The organism is Streptomyces sp. NPDC048057 (assembly GCF_040653095.1).
Classification (GTDB): domain Bacteria; phylum Actinomycetota; class Actinomycetes; order Streptomycetales; family Streptomycetaceae; genus Streptomyces.
In genome coordinates this window covers 171402-192105 of sequence record NZ_JBEZNF010000001.1, presented here as the reverse complement: position 1 = coordinate 192105, position 20704 = coordinate 171402, and the positions used below count along the sequence as shown (strand labels likewise).

At 70.9% G+C, this 20704-nt stretch carries 23 protein-coding genes and 4 tRNA genes; 9 read left to right on the top strand and 18 right to left on the bottom strand.

The window, feature by feature from the left end; all coding sequences use genetic code 11:
• Positions 1-276 precede the first annotated feature (276 nt).
• The 8 genes from rplL to AB0E05_RS00885 form a co-directional block, all read right to left on the bottom strand.
• The gene (gene rplL, locus AB0E05_RS00920) at positions 277-663 is read right to left on the bottom strand and encodes a 50S ribosomal protein L7/L12 (RefSeq protein ID WP_361956590.1); all 387 of its coding nucleotides are present in this window, start codon (positions 661-663) and stop codon (positions 277-279) included.
• Between the two features lie 112 nt (positions 664-775).
• Positions 776-1306: a 50S ribosomal protein L10 gene (gene rplJ / locus AB0E05_RS00915; RefSeq protein WP_361530412.1), complete on the bottom strand. Its 531-nt coding sequence runs from the start codon at positions 1304-1306 to the stop codon at positions 776-778.
• Between the two features lie 407 nt (positions 1307-1713).
• Complete coding sequence (locus AB0E05_RS00910; protein ID WP_361956586.1) at positions 1714-2691, bottom strand: hypothetical protein; 978 nt, start codon at positions 2689-2691, stop codon at positions 1714-1716.
• A gap of 188 nt (positions 2692-2879) precedes the next feature.
• Positions 2880-3602, bottom strand: coding sequence for a 50S ribosomal protein L1 (gene rplA, locus AB0E05_RS00905; RefSeq protein ID WP_361956583.1), 723 nt, complete (start codon positions 3600-3602; stop codon positions 2880-2882).
• A 174-nt stretch (positions 3603-3776) separates the two neighbouring features.
• On the bottom strand, positions 3777-4211 hold the full coding sequence (rplK, locus tag AB0E05_RS00900; protein WP_361530421.1) for a 50S ribosomal protein L11: 435 nt from the start codon (positions 4209-4211) through the stop codon (positions 3777-3779).
• 154 nt (positions 4212-4365) lie between these two features.
• Positions 4366-5256, bottom strand: a complete 891-nt coding sequence (gene nusG / locus AB0E05_RS00895; RefSeq protein WP_361956578.1) for a transcription termination/antitermination protein NusG — start codon at positions 5254-5256, stop codon at positions 4366-4368.
• Between the two features lie 93 nt (positions 5257-5349).
• The gene (secE, locus tag AB0E05_RS00890; protein ID WP_361956575.1) at positions 5350-5631 is read right to left on the bottom strand and encodes a preprotein translocase subunit SecE; all 282 of its coding nucleotides are present in this window, start codon (positions 5629-5631) and stop codon (positions 5350-5352) included.
• A 109-nt stretch (positions 5632-5740) separates the two neighbouring features.
• Positions 5741-5813, bottom strand: a tRNA-Trp gene (locus AB0E05_RS00885).
• A 227-nt stretch (positions 5814-6040) separates the two neighbouring features.
• On the opposite strand from AB0E05_RS00885, the gene AB0E05_RS00880 reads away from it, so the two are divergent.
• On the top strand, positions 6041-7267 hold the full coding sequence (locus AB0E05_RS00880; protein ID WP_361956572.1) for a pyridoxal phosphate-dependent aminotransferase: 1227 nt from the start codon (positions 6041-6043) through the stop codon (positions 7265-7267).
• Positions 7268-7413: 146 nt separating this feature from the next.
• Positions 7414-8448 carry an adenosine deaminase gene (locus AB0E05_RS00875; protein WP_361956569.1) on the top strand — a complete coding sequence of 345 codons (1035 nt, stop codon included), beginning with the start codon at positions 7414-7416 and terminating at the stop codon, positions 8446-8448.
• A gap of 32 nt (positions 8449-8480) precedes the next feature.
• On the opposite strand, the gene AB0E05_RS00870 is transcribed toward AB0E05_RS00875, so the two are convergent.
• The 8 genes from AB0E05_RS00870 to AB0E05_RS00835 all read right to left on the bottom strand — a co-directional run bounded on the left by AB0E05_RS00870 (position 8481) and on the right by AB0E05_RS00835 (position 13480).
• On the bottom strand, positions 8481-9536 hold the full coding sequence (locus tag AB0E05_RS00870) for a UDP-N-acetylmuramate dehydrogenase (RefSeq protein WP_361956566.1): 1056 nt from the start codon (positions 9534-9536) through the stop codon (positions 8481-8483).
• Positions 9537-9639: 103 nt separating this feature from the next.
• On the bottom strand, positions 9640-11049 hold the full coding sequence (locus AB0E05_RS00865; protein ID WP_361957244.1) for an MFS transporter: 1410 nt from the start codon (positions 11047-11049) through the stop codon (positions 9640-9642).
• 234 nt (positions 11050-11283) lie between these two features.
• Positions 11284-11847 carry a TetR/AcrR family transcriptional regulator gene (locus AB0E05_RS00860; RefSeq protein WP_361956563.1) on the bottom strand — a complete coding sequence of 188 codons (564 nt, stop codon included), beginning with the start codon at positions 11845-11847 and terminating at the stop codon, positions 11284-11286.
• A 151-nt stretch (positions 11848-11998) separates the two neighbouring features.
• Positions 11999-12427, bottom strand: a complete 429-nt coding sequence (locus AB0E05_RS00855; RefSeq protein ID WP_361956560.1) for a MaoC family dehydratase — start codon at positions 12425-12427, stop codon at positions 11999-12001.
• A complete protein-coding gene (locus AB0E05_RS00850) occupies positions 12427-12879 on the bottom strand; it encodes a MaoC family dehydratase N-terminal domain-containing protein (RefSeq protein WP_361956557.1) in 453 nt (150 codons plus the stop codon). The genes AB0E05_RS00855 and AB0E05_RS00850 overlap by 1 nt, the downstream gene beginning before the upstream one ends.
• 150 nt (positions 12880-13029) lie before the next feature.
• Positions 13030-13194, bottom strand: coding sequence for a 50S ribosomal protein L33 (gene rpmG / locus AB0E05_RS00845; protein ID WP_006347275.1), 165 nt, complete (start codon positions 13192-13194; stop codon positions 13030-13032).
• A 94-nt stretch (positions 13195-13288) separates the two neighbouring features.
• Positions 13289-13361, bottom strand: a tRNA-Met gene (locus tag AB0E05_RS00840).
• A 46-nt stretch (positions 13362-13407) separates the two neighbouring features.
• A tRNA-Thr gene (locus tag AB0E05_RS00835) sits at positions 13408-13480 on the bottom strand.
• Between the two features lie 469 nt (positions 13481-13949).
• Here AB0E05_RS00835 and AB0E05_RS00830 point away from each other — a divergent pair.
• The 3 genes from AB0E05_RS00830 to AB0E05_RS00820 all read left to right on the top strand — a co-directional run bounded on the left by AB0E05_RS00830 (position 13950) and on the right by AB0E05_RS00820 (position 16537).
• Positions 13950-15170: an amidohydrolase family protein gene (locus AB0E05_RS00830; protein WP_361956554.1), complete on the top strand. Its 1221-nt coding sequence runs from the start codon at positions 13950-13952 to the stop codon at positions 15168-15170.
• A gap of 73 nt (positions 15171-15243) precedes the next feature.
• Complete coding sequence (locus AB0E05_RS00825; RefSeq protein WP_361956551.1) at positions 15244-15900, top strand: SDR family oxidoreductase; 657 nt, start codon at positions 15244-15246, stop codon at positions 15898-15900.
• Between the two features lie 67 nt (positions 15901-15967).
• Positions 15968-16537, top strand: a complete 570-nt coding sequence (locus tag AB0E05_RS00820) for a GyrI-like domain-containing protein (protein WP_361956548.1) — start codon at positions 15968-15970, stop codon at positions 16535-16537.
• A gap of 124 nt (positions 16538-16661) precedes the next feature.
• On the opposite strand, the gene AB0E05_RS00815 is transcribed toward AB0E05_RS00820, so the two are convergent.
• Positions 16662-16743, bottom strand: a tRNA-Tyr gene (locus AB0E05_RS00815).
• 213 nt (positions 16744-16956) lie between these two features.
• On the opposite strand from AB0E05_RS00815, the gene AB0E05_RS00810 reads away from it, so the two are divergent.
• From AB0E05_RS00810 to AB0E05_RS00800, 3 genes are all read left to right on the top strand, one after another.
• Positions 16957-17445, top strand: a complete 489-nt coding sequence (locus tag AB0E05_RS00810; RefSeq protein WP_361956545.1) for a YajQ family cyclic di-GMP-binding protein — start codon at positions 16957-16959, stop codon at positions 17443-17445.
• Positions 17446-17634: 189 nt separating this feature from the next.
• Positions 17635-18192, top strand: coding sequence for a methylated-DNA--[protein]-cysteine S-methyltransferase (locus tag AB0E05_RS00805; protein WP_361956542.1), 558 nt, complete (start codon positions 17635-17637; stop codon positions 18190-18192).
• Complete coding sequence (locus AB0E05_RS00800) at positions 18189-18917, top strand: alpha-ketoglutarate-dependent dioxygenase AlkB (RefSeq protein WP_361956539.1); 729 nt, start codon at positions 18189-18191, stop codon at positions 18915-18917. Before AB0E05_RS00805 ends, AB0E05_RS00800 begins: the two co-directional genes overlap by 4 nt.
• 66 nt (positions 18918-18983) lie before the next feature.
• Here AB0E05_RS00800 and AB0E05_RS00795 read toward each other — a convergent pair whose 3' ends face one another.
• On the bottom strand, positions 18984-19253 hold the full coding sequence (locus AB0E05_RS00795; protein ID WP_361956536.1) for a GlsB/YeaQ/YmgE family stress response membrane protein: 270 nt from the start codon (positions 19251-19253) through the stop codon (positions 18984-18986).
• An 87-nt stretch (positions 19254-19340) separates the two neighbouring features.
• Here AB0E05_RS00795 and AB0E05_RS00790 point away from each other — a divergent pair, with 87 nt between their 5' ends.
• Complete coding sequence (locus tag AB0E05_RS00790) at positions 19341-20687, top strand: APC family permease (protein ID WP_361956533.1); 1347 nt, start codon at positions 19341-19343, stop codon at positions 20685-20687.
• Positions 20688-20704 lie beyond the last annotated feature (17 nt).

Below are 20704 nucleotides of genomic sequence, written 5' to 3'. Positions count from 1 at the left end.
CCCACCGTCGCCGTCACTGACCGGGTACCCCCAGGGACTCAGTGCGGTTCCCCGGAAGGCGGGGCGCACGGAGATGATCACCATACTCCCCGCGCCGCCCGGCGCAAGGCAGCACGGCCGGCGTCGACATGCCGGAAGGGCGACCACCCGGATGGGTGATCGCCCTTCGGCGGTGTCCCGTTACGTCGCTAAGCAGCTTCGATCACGAGACGAGCCTCACAGGCCCCGGCGCGGCCGGATGCCCGCAGCGACTCTGCGACTCTGCAAGTCGACGAGTTACTTGACCTCGACGGAGGCGCCGGCGCCCTTGAGGGCCTCGGCGGCCTTCTCGGCGGCGTCCTTCGCGACCTTCTCCAGGACCGGCTTCGGGGTGCCGTCGACCAGGTCCTTGGCCTCCTTCAGGCCGAGGGAGGTCAGCTCGCGCACGACCTTGATGACCTGGATCTTCTTGTCGCCAGCGCCGGTGAGGATGACGTCGAACTCGTCCTGCTCCTCGACCGCGGCGGCGTCGCCGCCGGCAGCGCCACCCGCGACGACGACCGGGGCCGCAGCGGCAGCGGTGACGTCGAACTTCTCCTCGAAGGCCTTCACGAACGCGGAGAGCTCGATGAGGGTCATGTCCTCGAACTGCGCAAGCAGGTCGTCCTGGCTGAGCTTCGCCATGGTAGGCGTCCTTCCACTAATTCGGCTGGTGCCGGATGTACATGTAGGCGGGCGTACGTGCGGCCCGCTGTGACCGTCGCGTCAGGCAGCGACGGTCAATGCGCGAGCCGAGTTACTCGGCACCGCCCTGCTCGTCGCGCTGGGCACGGAGCGCGTCCACGGTGCGGACGAGCTTCGAGGGAAGCGCCTGGAAGAGCGAGGCAGCCTGGGACTGCTTGCCCTTCATGGCGCCCGCCAGCTTGGCGAGCAGAACCTCGCGGGACTCAAGGTCCGCGAGCTTCTTGATCTCATCGGCGGACAGCGCCTTGCCGTCAAGGACACCGCCCTTGATGATCAGGTTCGGGTTGTCCTTGGCGAAGTCACGAAGACCCTTAGCCGACTCCACCGGGTCACCGGTGATGAAGGCAACCGCCGTCGGACCGTTGAACAGGTCGTCGAGCGAGGAGATCCCGGCCTCGTTGGCCGCAATCTTGGTCAGCGTGTTCTTCACCACGGCGTACTGGGCGTTCTCACCGAGCGAACGGCGCAGCTGCTTGAGCTGAGCCACGGTGAGACCCCGGTACTCGGTCAGCACGGCGGCGTTCGAGCCGCGGAACTGGTCCGCCAGCTCGGCTACCGCGGCAGCCTTGTCGGGCCTAGCCATGAGCGTCGGCCTCCTTCCGGGTGATGAGGACCGCGCGGACCCGAAGGAGGGGGACTGGGCAAAACGAAACGCCCCGGCGCAGGCGCACGGGGCGTAGCTCGACCGAATGGAACCCGGGAGCATGTCCACTGTCACCTGCGCAGGTCGTCCGCTGCTAGCGGATCCTTCGGCCGCCGCATCCTCTTGCGAGCACGCGGCAACGACCAGCGGTCTTTGGCTTCCGTGGCAGCGTACGCGAGGGGCGGCGGCCGAGGCAAATCGCCTCCGGGGCCGCCCCGCGGCGCCCGCGGGGCCGGGCCGTCTCCCCGGGGGTCGTACGGGCCGGGGGCCTCCCGCAGGAGGCCCCTCAGGGCCCGGGAGGGCACCACCGGGACCTGGGGGGCACGGCACCCGCGTCCGGGCCCGGCTCAGCCGTTGAGGTTCTCCAGCGTCTTGTCGACGTCGGCGAGGTCCTTGTCGACCGCCTTCAGCTGCTTGTCGATGTCCTTCATCGCCTGCTCGAAGTCGACGACGTCCTTGGCCGGCGGGGCCTCGACGTGGGCTGCGGCGCCGTACTCCGAGTACTTCGCGGAGATGGTCACCGGGCCCTCCTTGGAGGCCATGACGATGTCCATCTTCACCGGGAACCCGTCCTCGTTCACCCAGACCTGGGTCTCGTACGAGGTGATGCCGGCCCTCTTGACCGCCTTGATCATCTCCTCGCGGTCGGCCTTGCCGAGGACCAGCGAGTCGTTGTTGTTCACCATCTCTTCGACGCTGATCGAGCCCTTGTAGTGCTCGGTGTCGACGCCGTCGACCTTCGCGGAGCCGACGTGCTTGATGTCCTTGGACTCCAGGAGCACGGCCAGGGACTCGGCCGGGCTCTGGTTCATGCTGTCCAGGTTGCCGGTGAGCTGCTTCTCCAGCGCCTTGTTGCCAGACCCCTCGGCGATGGCCTTGAGGTCCATCTTCATCCAGCGCTTGCCACCGAACATCTCGGCGGTCTCAGCGCCCGCGGCGCCCACGTCCGTGTACAGGACGTTGTCGACCCAGATCGTACGGACCTCCGAGGGGCCGCCGAGCGCAGCGGCGCCGCTGGCCGTCACCTTCATGTCCATCACGGTCGGGTCCCAGCCCATGACGCCGGTCATCGTGGTCGCCCCGCCGCCCTCGATGGCTTCCGGCGCGCTGATCGTCATGGCGACCTTGGCGGACTTCGCCTCGGTCGTCTTCTTGAAGGCGGCCGTGAGGACCTTCGTCACTTCACCGCCGGACTGCGGCTTGCCCTCGGAGCTCGCGCCCTTCTTCCCGCCGCCGTCGCCACCGCTCTGGCAGGCGGTCACGCCCAGCACGACGGCCACGGCCGTCGCCGCCAGCCCGGCCCGCTTCCACGAGGACTTGCTCATGCCCCACCCCATTTGCTTGCTTTACGAACTCTTGAACGGTATCTCACGGCTCTGACACCGCCCCACCGGATATCGGCGCCGCCTCGCGCCGCCTCCCCGGGGCCGTGAACGCAAACGAACCGGCCCCCACACCCCGCGAGGGGCGTGAGGGCCGGTTCCAGCCTGCGTGGACCGCGGCTGCCGTCGGATCAGACGGCCGCCGGGTCCTCCTCGACGAGGAGGTTGCGGGTGCGGTTGGAGTCCAGCGGGATGCCGGGGCCCATCGTGGTGGCCAGGGTCGCCTTCTTGATGTAGCGGCCCTTCGCGGCGGACGGCTTCAGACGGAGGATCTCCTCCAGCGCCGCGGCGTAGTTCTCCACCAGCTTGGTCTCGTCGAAGGAGACCTTGCCGATGATGAAGTGCAGGTTCGCGTGCTTGTCGACACGGAACTCGATCTTGCCGCCCTTGATGTCGGTGACGGCCTTGGCGACGTCGGGGGTGACGGTGCCGGTCTTCGGGTTCGGCATCAGACCACGCGGACCGAGCACCCGGCCGAGGCGGCCGACCTTGCCCATGAGGTCCGGGGTGGCGACGACGGCGTCGAAGTCCAGACGGCCCTTCGTCACCTCGTCGATCAGCTCGTCGGCGCCGACGATGTCGGCGCCCGCGGCACGCGCGGCCTCGGCGCGGTCACCGGTCGCGAAGACCAGGACCCGGGCGGTCTTGCCGGTGCCGTGCGGAAGGTTCACGGTGCCACGGACCATCTGGTCCGCCTTGCGCGGGTCGACGCCCAGACGCAGGGCGACCTCGACGGTGCCGTCGAACTTGGCGGACGCGGTGTCCTTGGCGAGACGGACGGCCTCAAGCGGGGCGTACAGACGCTCCCGGTCGATCTTGGCGTCCGCAGCGCGGAGATTCTTGCTGCGCTTCACTTCTGCTCCTGGTGTGTTTCAGGTGTGGAGTCGTGGTCCGGGCCAGCGCCTGGCCCTACCACTCAAGGTCAAGAGGGGTTGAGTCAGCCCACGGCAACTTCTGCTCGGGCTTCCTCACTCACTCGCTCCGCGGACGACCTCGTACCTCGGTCGGCCACTGCGCGAGCTCGATCGTCAGCCCTCGACGGTGACGCCCATCGAACGCGCCGTACCCGCGATGATCTTCTCCGCGGCGTCCAGGTCGTTCGCGTTGAGGTCGGGCATCTTCGTCGTGGCGATCTCGCGGACCTGCTCGCGCGTCAGCTTCGCGACCTTGGTCTTGTGCGGCTCGCCGGAGCCCTTGTCCACGCCCGCGGCCTTGAGGATCAGCTTGGCGGCCGGCGGAGTCTTGGTGATGAAGGTGAAGGAACGGTCCTCGTAGACCGTGATCTCCACCGGCACGACCATGCCGCGCTGCGACTCGGTCGCAGCGTTGTAGGCCTTGCAGAACTCCATGATGTTGACGCCGTGCTGACCCAGGGCCGGGCCCACCGGCGGAGCCGGGTTGGCCGCGCCGGCCTGGATCTGGAGCTTGATAAGCCCCGTGACCTTCTTCTTCTTGGGAGGCATTGCTCTCTCCGGGTCCTAGTGAGAGTTTCCAGCACCCCACCCGATCATCCGGATGGAGGCATACCGCACAACGATAACGGGTATGGCCGCACGGTTAAAAACCGACAGGTCAGAACAGCCACACGGGCGGTTCTGACCTGGTCGGAAGCGAGTGTCAGTTCTTCTGGATCTGGTCGAAGCTCAGCTCGACCGGGGTCTCGCGGCCGAAGATCTCGACGAGGCCCTTGACCTTCTTCGAGTCGGCGTTGATCTCGTTGATCGTGGCCTGGAGCGTGGCGAACGGGCCGTCCGTGACCGTGACGGAGTCGCCGACCTCGAAGTCCAGCACCTGGACCTCGACCTTGCGGGCCGGCGCCGGCTCGCCCTTGGCCTCCGCGGCCTCGCGCGCCGCCTTCTCCTCCGCCTCCGGGGCGAGCATCTTGACGATCTCGTCCAGGGTCAGCGGGTACGGGTCGTAGGCGTTGCCCACGAAGCCGGTGACGCCGGGCGTGTTGCGCACGACGCCCCACGACTCGTTGGTGAGGTCCATGCGGACCAGGACATAGCCGGGAAGCTTGTTCTGGCGGACGTTCTTACGCTCGCCGTTCTTGATCTGGACGATCTCTTCCTCGGGCACTTCGGCCTGGTAGATGAACTCCTCGACGTTCAGCGAGACGGCGCGCTGCTCCAGGTTCGCCTTCACGCGCTTCTCGTACCCGGCGTACGTGTGGATGACGTACCACTCGCCGGGCAGGGTGCGCAGCTCGTCGCGGAGCGCGGCGATCGGGTCGACCGGCTCCTCGGCCTCGACCTCGGCGTCTTCCTCGTCCTCGGAGGCGTCGGCGGCATCCTCGTCGATGACCTCGGCCTCGCCGGCGGAGTCCACCTCGATGTGCAGCGCGGCCTCCTCGGCCGGCTCGCCGGCGGCGGCGTCCGCAGCTTCCGCCTCGTCCGGGTCGACGGCGTCCGCAGCCTCAACGACGTCGAGCTCGTCCTCGGTGGACTCCACGGACTGCACGTTCTCGCCGTCCGGCTCAACGGCCTCGTTCAGGTTCGGGTCAGACACGGTGGCTGCTTCTTCCTCGATACAGATGGGTGGAACATGCAAAAAGGGCGCCGCGCCGATACTCCCGGCCGACGCCACTCCTCGCGGGAGGGATCAGCCGAAGACGTACCCGACGGCTTCCTTGAGCCCATAGTCAATCACGGTCACCAGACCGATCATGATGACGACGAAGATGATCACGACGGTGGTGTACGTCGTCAGCTGGCTGCGCGTGGGCCAGACGACCTTGCGGAGCTCGGCCACGATCTGCCGGTAGAAGAGCGCGAGGCGCCCGAAGGGGCCCTTCTTCCCGCGCTTGCCGCCCTTGCGGGTCTTGTCCCGGGACGACTTGTCCTCGGCATCAGGCGTGTCGATGGAGCCCACGGCATCCGTCACTTTCGTTCACCTGATTCCCGGGTCGTGGCCGTGCCGCGCCCGGTGGAGCCGCACGGCGATTCATTGAACGTACGTACATGCGCACACATCCTGGCGGTGGTGTGTGTAGCAGGGCCGGAGGGACTTGAACCCCCAACCGCTGGTTTTGGAGACCAGTGCTCTACCAATTGAGCTACGACCCTTTGTGGCGTCCCCAACCTACAGCATCCGGAACAGGTCCGAAGATGCGGTCGGTGAGGGCCAACGACCAGTGAGTGTACGTGGTCGCGGCGCTGACGTCGAACGGAAAGCTCCCGAGCGGGTCTTGGACGTGCGCCGCGGGGCCGTCCGCGGGGGCGGCGGAAGCACTCGTGCCCAAGCGGTGAAACGCGCGTGCCGCCCCGGTTTGCCGTCTGGGACGATGGGTCGTATGAGCGCTGTCAACCCATCCGCCGAGCGCCGGGTCTCCGCCCGCGTCGGTGCGATCTCCGAGTCCGCGACCCTCGCCGTCGACGCCAAGGCGAAGGCCCTCAAGGCCGCCGGGCGTCCGGTGATCGGCTTCGGTGCGGGCGAGCCCGACTTCCCGACCCCCGACTACATCGTCGAAGCCGCGGTCGAGGCGTGCCGGACGCCGAAGTACCACCGCTACACGCCCGCCGGGGGCCTGCCCGAGCTGAAGAAGGCGATCGCCGAGAAGACGCAGCGCGACTCCGGGTACGCGGTCGACCCGGCGCAGGTCCTGGTGACCAACGGCGGCAAGCAGGCGATCTACGAGGCGTTCGCCGCGATCCTCGACCCGGGTGACGAGGTCATCGTCCCCGCGCCGTACTGGACCACCTACCCGGAGTCGATCCGGCTCGCCGGCGGCGTTCCGGTCGAGGTGGTGGCCGACGAGACGACCGGCTACCGCGTCTCCGTCGAGCAGTTGGAGGCGGCCCGCACCGAGCGCACCAAGGTCGTGCTCTTCGTCTCGCCGTCCAACCCCACCGGCGCGGTGTACAGCCGCGAGGACACCGAGGCGATCGGCCGCTGGGCCGTCGAGCACGGCCTGTGGGTGCTGACGGACGAGATCTACGAGCACCTGGTCTACGCCGACGCGGTCTTCACGTCCCTGCCGGCAGTCGTCCCGGAGCTGCGGGACAAGTGCGTCGTCGTCAACGGCGTGGCCAAGACGTACGCCATGACGGGCTGGCGCGTGGGGTGGATCGTCGGCCCGAAGGACGTCGTGAAGGCCGCGACGAACCTCCAGTCGCACGCGACGTCCAACGTCTCCAACGTCTCCCAGGTCGCCGCGCTCACCGCGGTCTCGGGCGACCTCGACGCGGTGGCCGAGATGCGGTCCGCCTTCGACCGTCGCCGCCGCACGATCGTGCGGATGCTGAACGAGATCGACGGCGTCCTGTGCCCGGAGCCGGAGGGCGCGTTCTACGCGTACCCCTCGGTGAAGGCGCTGCTCGGCAAGGAGATCCGCGGGCAGCGTCCGCAGACCTCCGTGGAGCTGGCCGCGCTGATCCTGGACGAGGTCGAGGTCGCGGTCGTCCCGGGTGAGGCGTTCGGCACACCGGGCTATCTGCGGCTGTCGTACGCGCTGGGCGACGACGACCTGGTGGAGGGCGTGTCACGGATCCAGAAGCTGCTGGCCGAGGCGCGGGACTGAGGTCCCCGGTGGCTGGAAGTGCGGCTCCGGCCGACCGGAACGGCCCTCGGCGCCCGCTGGCGCCGGGGGCCGTTTCTTCGTTCGGGCAAGCGCCCGATCAGGGAAAACGGCTTCCCGGCACCGGTGTGGTGCGGCAAGATCCGAGGATGGAACGCGTACGTGACGTCAGCCGGCTGCCCAAGGCACATCTGCACCTGCACTTCACGGGGTCCATGCGGCCCGGCACCCTGCTGGAACTGGCCGACAAGTACGGCGTCCATCTACCCGACGCGCTGACCAGCGGAGAGCCGCCCAAGCTGCGGGCCACCGACGAGCGCGGCTGGTTCCGCTTCCAACGGCTGTACGACATCGCCCGGTCCTGTCTGCGGTCCCCCGAGGACATCCAGCGGCTGGTGCGCGAGGCCGCCGAGGAGGACGTCCGGGACGGCTCCGGCTGGCTGGAGATACAGGTCGACCCGACCTCGTACGCCCCGATGCTGGGTGGCTTGATCCCGGCGTTGGAGATCATCCTGGACGCGGTGGAGCGGGCGAGCAGGGGCACCGGGCTCGGGATGCGCGTCCTGGTGGCGGCGAACCGGATGAAGCACCCGCTGGAGGCCCGCACCCTGGCGCGGCTCGCGGTGCGCTACCGGGACCAGGGGATCGTCGGCTTCGGCCTCTCCAACGACGAGCGGCGCGGCATGGCCCGGGACTTCGACCGCGCGTTCGCCATCGCGCGCGACGGAGGGCTGCTCGCGGCCCCGCACGGCGGCGAGCTGACCGGCCCGGCGTCCGTGCGCGACTGCCTGGACGACCTGCACGCCTCCCGCGTCGGCCACGGCGTGCGCGCCGCCGAGGACCCGCGGCTGCTGCGGCAGCTGGCGGAGCGCGGGGTGACGTGCGAGGTGTGTCCGTCGTCGAACGTGGCGCTGGGCGTGTACGAGACGCCGGGCGACGTGCCGCTGCGGACGCTGTACGAGGCGGGCGTCCCGATGGCGCTGGGCGCGGACGACCCGCTGTTGTTCGGCTCCCGGCTGGCCGCGCAGTACGCGTTGGCGCGGCGGCACCACGGCTTCACGGACGGCGAGTTGGCGGAGCTGGCGCGCCAGTCGATCCGCGGGTCCGCGGCGCCGGAGGACGTCCGCAAGAAGCTGCTGGTGGGCGTGGACGACTGGCTCGCCGCCGAGCCCGCGGCTTCCTGAGCCCCAGAAGCCTCAGATGCCTCAGATGCGCCTCAGAGTGAGACGCCGACGGTGACCGGTTCGTTGACCAGGGTCACTCCGAAGGCGCTCTCCACCCCCGCCACGACCTCGCGGGCGAGGGCGAGCAGGTCCGCGGTGCTGGCCTCGCCGCGGTTCGTGAGCGCGAGGGTGTGCTTGGTGGAGATGCGGGCCGGCCCGCTGCCGTACCCCTTGGTGAAGCCGGCCTTGTCGATCAGCCAGGCCGCGGAGGTCTTGGTGCGGCCGTCGCCGGCGGGGTACGCGGGCGGGGCTGCGTCGGCGCCGAGGCGGTCGCGCACCCGGTCGAGGAACGTTCCGTACGCGTCGGCGTCGAGGATCGGGTTGGTGAAGAACGACCCGGCCGACCAGGTGTCGTGGTCGTCGGGGTCCAGGACCATGCCCTTGCCGGCGCGCAGCGCGAGGACGGTGCGGCGGACCGCGTCCAGCTCCGCGCGCTCGCCGGGCTCGACGCCGAGGGACCGCGCCGTCTCCGCGTACTTGATCGGCGCGGACAGCCCTTCGGCGTCCTCCAGGTCGAAGCGGACGCGCAGCACGACGTAGCGGTCCGGGTGCTCCTTGAAGACGCTGTGCCGGTAGGTGAAGGCGCAGTCGGCGTTGGCCAGCGTCACGGTCTCGCGCAGGCGGCGGTCGTACGCGACGACCTCGGTGACGGTGGCGGAGACCTCCTGGCCGTACGCCCCCACGTTCTGGATGGGCGTGGCGCCGGCGGAGCCGGGGATGCCGACCAGGCACTCGATGCCGGCGAGGCCCGCGGCGACGGTCCGGGTGGCCGCGTCCGTCCACACTTCGCCGGCGGCGAGTTCCAGGCGGGTGCCGGTCAGCTGGAAGCCGGTGGTGGCGATGCGCAGCGCGGTGCCGTCGAAGCCCTTGTCCCCGATGACCAGGTTGCTTCCGCCGCCGACGATCAGCAGCGGGGTGCCGGTGTCGTCCGCCTGGCGCACCGCGGCGACGACCTCGTCGTCGGTGGTCGCCGTGAGCAGCCGACGGGCCGGGCCGCCGAGCCGGAAGGTGGTCAGGGGGGCGAGGGGGGCATCGTGAAGTTCGTGCACGGGCACAAGGGTACGAAACGAAGGCCGCCCACTCCGCGCGCCTCGGCCCACCGGGCCGCGGGGGCTCGGTGGGCCGGGGCACGTGGGGTCGGTGGGCGGGGGTTCAGACAGTGACGGGCTGCCGCTCGTCCTCCTGCCCCTGCGGCTCCCAGTCGGCCGCGGGCTCCGTGCGGTCCGTCCGTCGCGTCCCGGGGATCAGCAGCCCGGCGAGGGCCGCGAGCCCGACCGCCGCCGCGCCGATCCACAGCGCCGGCACGATTCCGTCCACGAACACCCGCGGCGAGCCGTAACCGCCCTGCGCGGCGAAGACGGCGCCGAGCGCGGCGACTCCGAGGGCCCCGCCGACCTCCCGCAGCGCGTTGTTCGCGCCGGACGCCATGCCCTCCTCCCCCGGTCGGACGCTGGACATCAGCACGTTCATCGCGGGGGCGAAGAAGAGCGCCATGCCCACGCCGCCGACGAGGAGCGCCGGGAGCAGCGCCGGGTAGGACACGTCGGGGGCGAGTACGAGGGCGAAGAGCGCGAGGCCGGCGGCCTGGAGGGCGAGCCCGGTGACGACGACGGGCCGGCCGCCGATCCGGTCGGAGAGCACGCCGGCGACGGGCGCGACGAGCAGGGGCATCGCGGTCCACGGCAGCATCCGCAGCCCGGCCTCGGTGGGCGAGTAGCCGAGCGCGTTCTGGAAGAACTGGCTGAGCAGGAAGATCGATCCGAACATGCCGAGGAACATCAGGACGCCGGCGATGTTGATCCCGGTGAACGCGCGGTCGCGGAAGAGCCGCATGGGGAGCATGGGGCGGGCGCTGACGATGCCGTGGCGGACGAAGGCGGCCAGCAGGAGTGCGCCGCCGACCAGCCCGCCGAGCACGGGCGCGCTCGTCCAGCCTTCGACGTGCCCGTTGATCAGCCCGTACACGATGCCGAAGAGGCCGCCACTGGCGAGGAGCGTGCCGGGGACGTCGATCCGGGCGTCGGGGGCGTACGACTCGTTCAGGCGCCAGGCGGCGAGGGGCAGCAGGAGCAGTCCGACGGGCACGTTGAGCCAGAAGATCCACTGCCAGGAGAGGTGCTCGGTGAGCACGCCGCCGACGAGCGGACCGCTGGCGACGGCGAGGCCGTTGGCGGCGCCGAAGACGCCGAGCACGGCGCCCCGGCGGGCGACGGGGACGGCCGTGGTGAGCAGGGTCATGGTGAGCGGCATCATGATCGCGCCGCCGACGCCCTGGAGCGCGCGGGCGGCGATGAGGGAGTCGATCCCGGGCGCCAGCGCCGCTGCGGCCGATGCGACGGTGAAGATGCCGAGGCCGACGGAGAAGAGCCGGCGCCGCCCGTAGCGGTCGCCGAGCGCGGCGCCGAACAGCAGCAGGACCGCGAAGGTGAGGGTGTAGGCGCTGACCGTCCATTCGAGGTCGGCGAGACCGCCGCCGAGGTCGTCGCGGATGGCGGGCAGTGCGGTGGTGACGACGAGGTTGTCGAGCGCCGCCATGAATCCGGCGACGCAGGTGATGACCAGCGTCCACCCGACGCCGCCCCTGCCGGTCCTGTCGTCCTTGCCCGTCCTGCCGGTCCTGTCCTTGCCGTGCTCCGGTCGCTGTGCCGTGTCCTTCACGGTGTCCTCCCCCATTTCTGGTGTGTGCTCTCGGGTTCCGCCGTGCGGCGCACCCACAAAGATTAGTAATCAGTCACTAACTTTCTTGGCCATGCGACATCCACCCCGCCCGGGGTGGAGACCGCACGCGGACGCGCCCTACTCGACGGCGCCGCTGCCGGGCCTGAGCGGGAAGTAGTCGCGCCACACCCGGTGGTCGTCGGGGAAGCCCAGGGACACCAGCACGTTGATCAGCATCCCGTAGCTCATGAACCGCCCCAGGTGCTCGGGGTCGCCCCCGAGGGCGTCGCTCGCCAGGTCCCAGATCTCCAGCCAGGCGCGCCGCACGGCATCGCCGAACTCGGTGTCCCCCGCGGCCTCGGCCGTGGCCACGGCCACGTAGACCTGCATCTGCATCAGGAGCTTCTCCCGGTCGCCGATCAGCCGGAAGTACGCGCCGGCCATCACGACCTCGGGGTCGGCGTCGGGCGACTCCTCCAAGGCGCCCGCGAACACCCGGACCATGTCCTCCATGCAGCGCCTGGTGGCCGCGAGGAACAACTCCCGCTTGCTCTTGAAGAGCCGGAAGAGATACGGCTGGGAGACGCCGACGCGGCGGGCGATCGCCTCCGTCGACGTGCCGTTGTACCCCCCGACGGCGAACTCTGAGATCGCCGCCCGGATGACGCTCTCGCGCCGCTCTTCCGCACTCATCCTGACCATGGAGAGAAAGTTAGTGACCAATCACTACCCTGTCAAGCGCCGCCGGCGCGCTCCCGCGGACAGCCGCCCGCACGCGAAAGGGGACCCCCCTCGGGAGGGTCCCCTTTCCCTGCGTTCCCCACGTCCAAGAGCCGGGCCGTACGGCCGTGGCTCAGGCCAGCCGGACGACCGCGCGGGCCATCCCCAGCACCTTCTGCCCGGCGCTGACGGCCGTCAGGTCGACGCGCACCGCGTGGTCGTCCAGCAGCGCCGCGACCTTCCCGCTGACCTCGATCAGCGCGCCCTCGTCGTCGTTGGGCACGACCACGGGCTTGGTGAAGCGCACCGAGTAGTCGACGACAGCCCCCGGGTCGCCGACCCAGTCCGTGACCACCCGGGCCGCCTCGGCCATGGTGAACATGCCGTGCGCGATCACGTTCGGCAGCCCGACCTCGACGGCGAACTTCTCGTTCCAGTGGATCGGGTTGAAGTCCCCGGACGCCCCCGCGTACCGGACCAGCGTCGACCGCACCACGGGGAAGCTCTGCGCCGGCAGCTCGGTCCCGACCTCGACGTCCGCGTAGGACACCTTCGCCGCCATCACGCCTCCTCGGCAGCGCGCGCCACCAGTTTGGTCCACGCGGTCACCACGTGTTCACCGGACTCGTCGTGCACCTCGCCCCGGATGTCCAGGACGTCGTTGCCCGCCATGGACTTGACGCCCTCGATCGTCGAGACGACGGTGAGCCGGTCCCCGGCCCGCACCGGCCTGGTGTACGCGAAGCGCTGCGCGCCGTGCACCACCCGGCTGTAGTCCAGCCCGAGCTGCGGGTCCTGCACCACGACGCCGGCCGCCCGATAGGTGATCGAGAAGACAAAGGTCGGCGGGGCGATCACGTCCTGGTACCCGAGCGCCTTCGCGGCCTCCGCGTCGGTGTACGCCGGATGGGCGTCCCCGATCGCCTCTGCGAATTCGCGGATCTTCTCCCGGCCGACCTCATAGGGCGAGGTGGGCGGATAACTCCGCCCCACGAAGGACTGATCGAGGGCCATGTGGTGGCTCACTCCTCACAATGATCTGACGGGGTGATCGCGAGGCCACGCAGGATCGCGGCCGTTCACTCACGATCGGGTGATCAAACGACGGAAGGCCGTCCCCATGGCGGGAACGGCCTCTGTCGTGCCTGAGCGTACGAGCCTGCGTCAGCGGGTCTCGCGGTGCGCGGTGTGCGCCTTGCAGCGGGGGCAGTGCTTCTTCATCTCAAGACGGTCCGGGTTGTTGCGCCGGTTCTTCTTGGTGATGTAGTTCCGCTCCTTGCACTCCACGCAGGCCAGCGTGATCTTCGGGCGGACGTCGGTGGCAGCCACGTGAGTGCTCCTTGGACGGACGGATGGGCGGGGGATACAAACGCATAAAAGAGTAGCCGATCGGAGGACCGACCCCACAATCGGCTACTGTGTGTAGCGGTGACCGGACTTGAACCGGTGACACAGCGATTATGAGCCGCTTGCTCTACCGACTGAGCTACACCGCTGCGACATCGGATTCCCTCGCCCGAAAGCGAGGGTCCCCGACATCAGAGCCCCAATACGGAATCGAACCGTAGACCTTCTCCTTACCATGGAGACGCTCTACCGACTGAGCTATTGGGGCGAGCGATGAAGACATTACACGGTCGCCGGCCGTTCGCCCAAATCCGTTTCGCGGTCCTCGTCCCGGTCCACGCCCACTCCTCCCCTTGCTCGCCCCCGGTCCGTCTCCGGGGCCCGGCGTGGGCGCTCACCCGGGTTCCTCACTCGGGCCCTCACCCGGGTCCTTACGTGGCACTGGAGCCCCTCCGCCGCCCGGGGCCGCGAACATCGCCCCACCGGCCCCATCCGCCATCGCAGGCGCCGCGCTCCGGCTCGTACTCCGGCGCCCTTCGGGCAAACCGCAGGTGGGCACACCGGTACGACTATTCCGCTCTTCCTCGAAGCCGGCCCCGGCCACCCCTAGGCTCGACTCACGCTGCGTGACCTTCCCGGTCCTTCCCCTCCCCCACGCGGCCAGCCCGGTCCGGTCCGACCCGATGCGATCCGACTCCATCCGTCGAGATCGCCGGGGCCCGATCCACAGGAGCGCGATGCCCGACAGCCAGCCGCAGCCCTCCGACGGCCCCACCTCCGACTCCACCGCGCTGCTGCTCTGCGGCGCCCGGCTGGCGGACGGCCGCACCGTCGACGTGCGGCTGAGCTGCGGGCGCATCGAGGCCGTCGGCACCGCCGGCAGCCTCACCCCGCACTCCTCCCGGGTCGACCTGACCGGCTACCTGCTGCTGCCCGCGCCCGCCGAACCGCACGGCCACGGCGACACCGCCCTCACCGCGGACGTGCCGGGCCCCGTCTCGTACCAGACGGACGACGTGCAGCGCCGCGCCACCGAGGCCGCACTGCTGCAACTCGGCCACGGCGCGACGGCGCTGCGCTCGCACGTGCGCATCGGGGACGTGCAGGGCCTCGGACCGCTGGAGGCGGTGCTCCAGGCGCGCCGCTCGCTGCGCGGGCTGACCGATCTGACGGCCGTGGCGGTGCCGCGGCTGCTGACCGGCGTCGCCGGCGCGGACGGGCTCGCGATGCTGCGGGACGCGCTGAAGATGGGCGCCGCGGTGGTCGGCGGCTGCCCGGACGCCGACCCCGACCCGACCGGGTACGTGGAGGCCCTGCTGGAAGTCGCGGCCGAACACGGCTGCCCCGTCGACCTGCACACGCACGGCGACGACCCGGCCCGGCTCGCCCGGCTCGCCGCCATGGCCGGCGCGGTGCGGCCGGGCGTGGCGATCGGACCGTGCGCCGGGCTCGCACGACTGCCCCACGAGATCGCCGCCCGCGCCGCCGACCAGCTCGCGGCGGCCGGCGTCACCGTGGTCTGCCTGCCGCAGGGCGGCTGCGGCGCACTGGAGCAGCGCGGCTCGGCGCCGGTGCGCCTGCTGCGCGCCGCGGGGGTGCGGGTGGCCGCCGGCAGCGGTGCGCTGCGGGACGTGTCGAACCCGGTCGGCCGCGGCGACCCGCTGGAGGCGGCGTACCTCCTGGCGTCGCGCGACGGGCTGGCCGCGGAGGAGGCGTACGCGGCGGTCGCGGCGTCGGCCCGGGCGACGATGGGGCTGCCGGAGGTACGGGTGGAGGCGGGGTTCCCCGCGGAACTGCTGGCGGTGCGCGGGGAGCGGATCTCGGGCGTGCTGTCACTCGCGTACAGCAGGATCGTCATCCACCGGGGGCGCGTGGTGGCACGCACCAGCGCGGTGCGGGAGTACTGCGACTCGGCGGTGGCGGTGGCGCTGGAACTGCCGCGTCAGGTCCGCCACTGAGCCCGACCGGATCGGGCCCCGCCCCGGCGGTCGACGATCGCGCGCGGAAGCGGCGGGGCGTACGGTCGGACCCATGCGCATTGTGATCGCTGGAGGACACGGTCAGATCGCCCTGCGGCTGGAGCGGTTGCTCTCGGCGGGCGGGCACGAGGTGGCGGGGATCATCCGCTCGGCCGGGCAGTCGGACGACCTGCGGGAGGCCGGCGCGGAGCCGGTGGTGCTGGACCTGGAGTCAGCGGCGGTCGACGAGGTCGCCGACGTGCTGCGGGGCGCCGACGCCGCGGTGTTCGCCGCGGGCGCCGGGCCGGGCAGCGGCGTCCCCCGCAAGGACACCGTCGACCGGGGCGCGGCGGTCCTCTTCGCCGACGCGGCCGAGCGGGCGGGCGTACGGCGCTTCGTCGTCGTCTCCTCCATGGGGGCGGACGCCCGGCACGAGGGCGAGGGCCAGTTCGACGTGTACCTGCGGGCGAAGGGCGCCGCGGACGACGACGTACGGGCCAGGTCCGGCCTCGACTGGACGATCCTGCGCCCCGGCTCGCTGACGAACGACGCCGGGACGGGCCTGGTGGACCTTCAGGCGTCGACGGGCCGCGGGCTGGTGGCGCGGGACGACGTGGCGGCGGTCCTCGCCGAGCTCCTCGACACCCCGGCGACGGCGGGCCTGACCCTCGAACTGATCGGCGGCGCGGTGCCGGTGATGGTCGCGGTGCGGGACGTCGCGGGGAACTGAGCGGCTGGAAGAGCGCGGGCGGCGCACGGGGGCGATGAGTTCACGAGCGTACGGAGGTCCAAGCACCATGAACCACGACAGCCACAACGAGACCGCCACCGGACCGAACGGCACATCAGGGGCCGCTGCGGGCGCGGCGCTTCGGCCCGTGCTCAGCGTCCAGCCGGACCAGCCGTACGCCTTCATCCGCGGCTCGGTCCGCATGGACAACTTCGGCCTGATCGCCGACCGACTGGGCGAGCTGATCGGCTGGCTCTCCGCGCAGGGCGCGGAGTTCGCCGGGGCGCCGTTCTTCCGCTTCAACACCGTCGACATGGACGGCGAGTCGGACGTGGAGGCGGGCGTGCCCGTCGTCGCCGCGCCGGCCCCGGAGGGTGACATCCAGACGGGCGCCCTGCCCGCCGGCCGCTATGCCACGGTCCGCCACACCGGCCATCCCGACCAGCTCTTCGACGTCATCACGGCCCTCCGCACCTGGGCGGACGAGGAGGGTCTGACCTGGGACATGACCCCGCTGGAGGGCGGCGCGGAGCGGTGGGGCTGCCGGTTGGAGTCGTATCTGACCGACCCGAGCGTCGAGCCCGACATGGACAAGTGGGAGATCGAACTCTCCTTCCGCCTCGCGGACACCGACTGATCCGTGGCGCGAGCCCGTCCACACTCCGTCCACACAGGCGGGCAGAGAGGGTGGCCGGGCGGCACTTACACACCAGAACGGCCCCTGGTCAGCGTTTCCGCAGATCAGGGGCCGTTCCAAAGTGTGGCGGCGCCAGGATTCGAACCTGGGTAGGCTAAGCCGACGGATTTACAGTCCGCTCCCATTGGCCACTCGGGCACACCGCCATGGGACGTCACCCCGAGCCTTGAAGAAGTCCGCTGTCCTGCGGCGCTCCCCGCGGTGCTCCGTGGCGACGACGTAAACGATACCCGATGCGCAGGGGTGCTCCGCCACCGGATTGATCAGCCGTGGAGGAACGCCGGGGTGACTAGGCTTGGCCGAGCGGTTCGGAGCTTCGGGCCGCGTGTTTCCGCATCCAGATACAAGGAGCACAGGACATGGCCGACTCCAGTTTCGACATCGTCTCGAAGGTCGAGCGGCAGGAGGTCGACAACGCCCTCAACCAGGCCGCGAAGGAGATCTCCCAGCGCTACGACTTCAAGAACGTCGGGGCGTCGATCGCCTGGTCGGGCGAGAAGATCCTGATGCAGGCGAACTCCGAGGAGCGGGTCACCGCGATCCTCGACGTGTTCCAGTCCAAGCTGATCAAGCGGGGCATCTCGCTGAAGGCGCTGGACGCCGGGGAGCCGCAGCTCTCCGGCAAGGAGTACAAGATCTTCGCGTCCATCCAGGAGGGCATCACCCAGGAGAACGCGAAGAAGGTCGCGAAGATCATTCGTGACGAGGGCCCCAAGGGCGTGAAGGCACAGGTCCAGGGCGACGAGCTGCGGGTCAGCTCGAAGAGCCGGGACGACCTCCAGGCCGTGCAGACGCTGCTGCGCGAGCAGGACCTGGACTTCGCCGTCCAGTTCGTCAACTACCGCTGACGCACCGGCCCGGTCCGCACGGAACGCGGCCGGGCCGTCCGCACTCTTCCGGTGCTGCTGTCGCCACCTGGGTGCCACGTCCGTTTTCCGCCAGCTCCGGCGGGGCGCACGGCGCAGACTCATAGGCGTACGGACAGCGGGGACGCCGCCGCGGACTCCCCGCGGGCGCCACGAAGAGAGGAGCGAGCCATGACCGACGTCACGACCGTCGCACCCACGACGGCCGCCGAGGCCCTTGCGGCCGACACGGTCCACACGACCTTCGACAGCCCGGTGGGCGAACTGCTGCTCGTCGGCGTCGCGTCCGCCGAGGCCCCCGGCGGCACCGCGCTCGTCTCGCTGTCGCTCCCCGAGCAGAAGGGCGCGGCCACCGTGCAGGACGGCTGGCGCCGCGACGCCGCCGCCTTCGCGGAGGTCCGCAGCCAGCTGACCGCGTACTTCGAGGGGCGGCTGACCCGCTTCACCCTCGCCTACGCGGACGAGGGCACCGACTTCCAGCGGCGCGTGTGGCGCGCGCTGGAGACCATCCCGTACGGGACGACCTGCACCTACGGCGACATCGCGCGCCAGGTCGGCACCTCGCAGGCCGGGGTGCGGGCGGTGGGCACCGCGATCGGGCGGAACCCGCTGCTGGTGGTCCGGCCCTGCCACCGGGTGATCGGGGCGGACGGCGCACTGCGGGGGTACGCCGCGGGGCTGGAGCGCAAGGAACGACTGCTGGGCCTTGAGGGCGCGCTGGCGTCATGAGCCCCGGCGGTACGGAGGAAGGCGCGGGCGGCGAGGGGGCGCTCTTCCCGAGGGAGCCCCGGGTCATCGCCCCCGGCGCGGTGCACGTGCCGGGGTGGCTGTCGACGGCGCGGCAGCGGGAACTCGTCGAGTCCTGCCGCACCTGGGCCCGCGGACCGGTGCCGATGCGGCACACGCTCCTGCCGGGCGGCGGTGTGATGTCCGTGCGGACGGTGTGCGTGGGCTGGCACTGGCAGCCGTACTGGTACAGCCGCACCGCGGACGACGTGAACGGCGCCCGCGTCGCCGACTTCCCCGACTGGCTGGTGGAGTTGGGCCGCGCTGCGCTGACCTCGGCATACGGCTCCGAAGGCCGCGCCGAAAGCGGCGGCGGGGGGAGCGGCGTGGCGCCGGGGACGTACACCCCCGACACCGCGCTGATCAACTTCTACGACGACGCCGCCCGCATGGGCATGCACCAGGACAAGGAGGAGCGCTCCGGCGCACCGGTGGTGTCGCTGAGCATCGGTGACACCTGCCTCTTCCGCTTCGGGAACGCGCAGACCCGCGGACGGCCCTACACGGACGTGGAGTTGGTCTCCGGGGACCTCTTCGTCTTCGGCGGGCCCGCACGGTTCGCGTACCACGGGGTGCCGAAGGTGTACCCGGGGACGGCCGACCCCGCGACGGGGATGAACAGCGGGCGGCTGAACATCACCCTGCGGGAGACGGGCCTGCCCGGCTGACCCCGCCCACCGAGCGAAGCCTGGCGGAGCCCGGCTGACCGGCGGACGCCGGGCCGGGCGCCGGCCTCAGCGGGACCGCGAGTGGCCGAAGAGCAGGCGGTAGCCGATGAGCAGCACCAGGGAGCCGCCGATCGCCGATATCCAGGTCGTGCCGTCGAAGAACTCCTTGGTGATCTCACGGTCGAAGAACTCGGCCGAGATCCACCCGCCGACGAAGGCGCCGAGCACCCCGATCAGGATGGTGCCGATGAATCCGCCCGGGTCGCGGCCGGGCAGCAGGATCTTGGCTATGGCTCCGGCGAACAGCCCGAGGAAGATCCAGGCGAGGATGCTCATGCAGTGAACCTGCCTTTCGTGCGGTGTCATCCGGGATGACGTCGAGTGGTCGGTCAGTGGTTGCGCGGGCTCAGTAGGGTGCGGCGCATGACACAGCAGCTCAGGCGGACGCTCGGGGTCTTCGACGCGGTCGTGATCGGGCTCGGTTCGATGGTGGGGGCCGGAATCTTCGTGGCGTTGGGGCCGGCGGCCGGGGCCGCCGGGTCGGGGCTGTTGTTGGGTCTGGGGCTCGCTGCCGTGGTCGCGTACTGCAATGCCATGTCATCTGCCCGGCTCGCCGCCGTCTACCCCACCTCGGGCGGCACGTACGTCTACGCACGGGAACGGCTCGGCCCTTTCTGGGGCTACCTCGCCGGGTGGGCGTTCGTCGTCGGGAAGACGGCGTCCTGTGCGGCGATGGCCCTGACGGTCGGGGCGTACGCCTGGCCGGAGCAGGCGCACGCGGTGGCCGTCGCCTCGGTCGTGGCGCTGACCGCCCTGAACTACCGCGGTGTCCAGAAGTCGGCGTGGCTGACGCGGGTCGTCGTCGCGGTGGTGCTGGCCGTCCTCGCGGCCGTGGTGGTCTCCTCTCTCAGCTCGGCCCGGGCCGACCCGGGGCGGCTGGGCTGGGGCGGCGACGTCTCGGCCAGTGGGGTGTTCCAGGCCGCCGGGCTGCTGTTCTTCGCCTTCGCGGGGTACGCGCGGATCGCCACGCTGGGCGAGGAGGTGCGGGACCCCGCCCGGACGATCCCGCGGGCCGTCCCGCTGGCGCTGGGCATCGCTCTGGTCGTCTATGCGGCTGTCGCCGTCTCGGTCCTCTCCGTCCTGGGGCCGGTGGCGCTGGGCCGGTCCGGTGCTCCGCTCGCGGACGCGGCGCGCGCCGCGGGCGCTGACTGGTTGGTGCCGGTGGTGCGGGTCGGCGCCGCCGTCGCGGCGCTCGGCTCGCTGCTCGCGCTGATCCTCGGGGTGTCCCGCACGACACTGGCGATGTCGCGGGACGGCCATCTGCCGGGCACGCTCTCCGCGGTCCATCCGCGCTTCCAGGTGCCGCACCGGGCGGAGGTGGCGGTCGGGCTGGTCGTCGCGGTGGTGGCGGCGACGGCGGACGTGCGGGGAGCGATCGGCTTCTCGTCATTCGGAGTGCTGCTGTACTACACCCTGGCCAACGCGTCGGCGTGGACGCTCTGTTCCGGACCTCCGGCAGGTACACCCGTTCGTGTGACGAAGGTGCGTGCGGACGGTGAGCGGGCGACGGCGGCGGACGGCGGGGCGCCACGGCGTCCCTGGGTCGTGCGGACCACCGCGGTCTGCGGGGCCGTCGGCTGTGTGGCGTTGGCCTTCGCGCTGCCGGGGCCGTCCGTGGCGGCCGGGACCGTCGTGGTGGCGCTGGGCGCACTGCTGTACGCCGTACGCACGGGAACGCAGAAGCGCAAGGAAACGCAGAAGCGGCCGTAGGACGGGCGCGGGCGCAT

Bases quoted from the DNA above. Each gene is read 5' to 3' on its own strand.
- rplL (WP_361956590.1), bottom strand. From the start codon at position 663: ATGGCGAAGCTCAGCCAGGACGACCTGCTTGCGCAGTTCGAGGACATG.
- rplJ (WP_361530412.1), bottom strand. From the start codon at position 1,306: ATGGCTAGGCCCGACAAGGCTGCCGCGGTAGCCGAGCTGGCGGACCAG.
- AB0E05_RS00910 (WP_361956586.1), bottom strand. From the start codon at position 2,691: ATGAGCAAGTCCTCGTGGAAGCGGGCCGGGCTGGCGGCGACGGCCGTG.
- rplK (WP_361530421.1), bottom strand. From the start codon at position 4,211: ATGCCTCCCAAGAAGAAGAAGGTCACGGGGCTTATCAAGCTCCAGATC.
- AB0E05_RS00880 (WP_361956572.1), top strand. From the start codon at position 6,041: ATGAGCGCTGTCAACCCATCCGCCGAGCGCCGGGTCTCCGCCCGCGTC.
- AB0E05_RS00875 (WP_361956569.1), top strand. From the start codon at position 7,414: ATGGAACGCGTACGTGACGTCAGCCGGCTGCCCAAGGCACATCTGCAC.
- AB0E05_RS00860 (WP_361956563.1), bottom strand. From the start codon at position 11,847: ATGGTCAGGATGAGTGCGGAAGAGCGGCGCGAGAGCGTCATCCGGGCG.
- AB0E05_RS00855 (WP_361956560.1), bottom strand. From the start codon at position 12,427: ATGGCGGCGAAGGTGTCCTACGCGGACGTCGAGGTCGGGACCGAGCTG.
- AB0E05_RS00850 (WP_361956557.1), bottom strand. From the start codon at position 12,879: ATGGCCCTCGATCAGTCCTTCGTGGGGCGGAGTTATCCGCCCACCTCG.
- AB0E05_RS00830 (WP_361956554.1), top strand. From the start codon at position 13,950: ATGCCCGACAGCCAGCCGCAGCCCTCCGACGGCCCCACCTCCGACTCC.
- AB0E05_RS00825 (WP_361956551.1), top strand. From the start codon at position 15,244: ATGCGCATTGTGATCGCTGGAGGACACGGTCAGATCGCCCTGCGGCTG.
- AB0E05_RS00820 (WP_361956548.1), top strand. From the start codon at position 15,968: ATGAACCACGACAGCCACAACGAGACCGCCACCGGACCGAACGGCACA.
- AB0E05_RS00810 (WP_361956545.1), top strand. From the start codon at position 16,957: ATGGCCGACTCCAGTTTCGACATCGTCTCGAAGGTCGAGCGGCAGGAG.
- AB0E05_RS00805 (WP_361956542.1), top strand. From the start codon at position 17,635: ATGACCGACGTCACGACCGTCGCACCCACGACGGCCGCCGAGGCCCTT.
- AB0E05_RS00800 (WP_361956539.1), top strand. From the start codon at position 18,189: ATGAGCCCCGGCGGTACGGAGGAAGGCGCGGGCGGCGAGGGGGCGCTC.
- AB0E05_RS00795 (WP_361956536.1), bottom strand. From the start codon at position 19,253: ATGAGCATCCTCGCCTGGATCTTCCTCGGGCTGTTCGCCGGAGCCATA.
- AB0E05_RS00790 (WP_361956533.1), top strand. From the start codon at position 19,341: ATGACACAGCAGCTCAGGCGGACGCTCGGGGTCTTCGACGCGGTCGTG.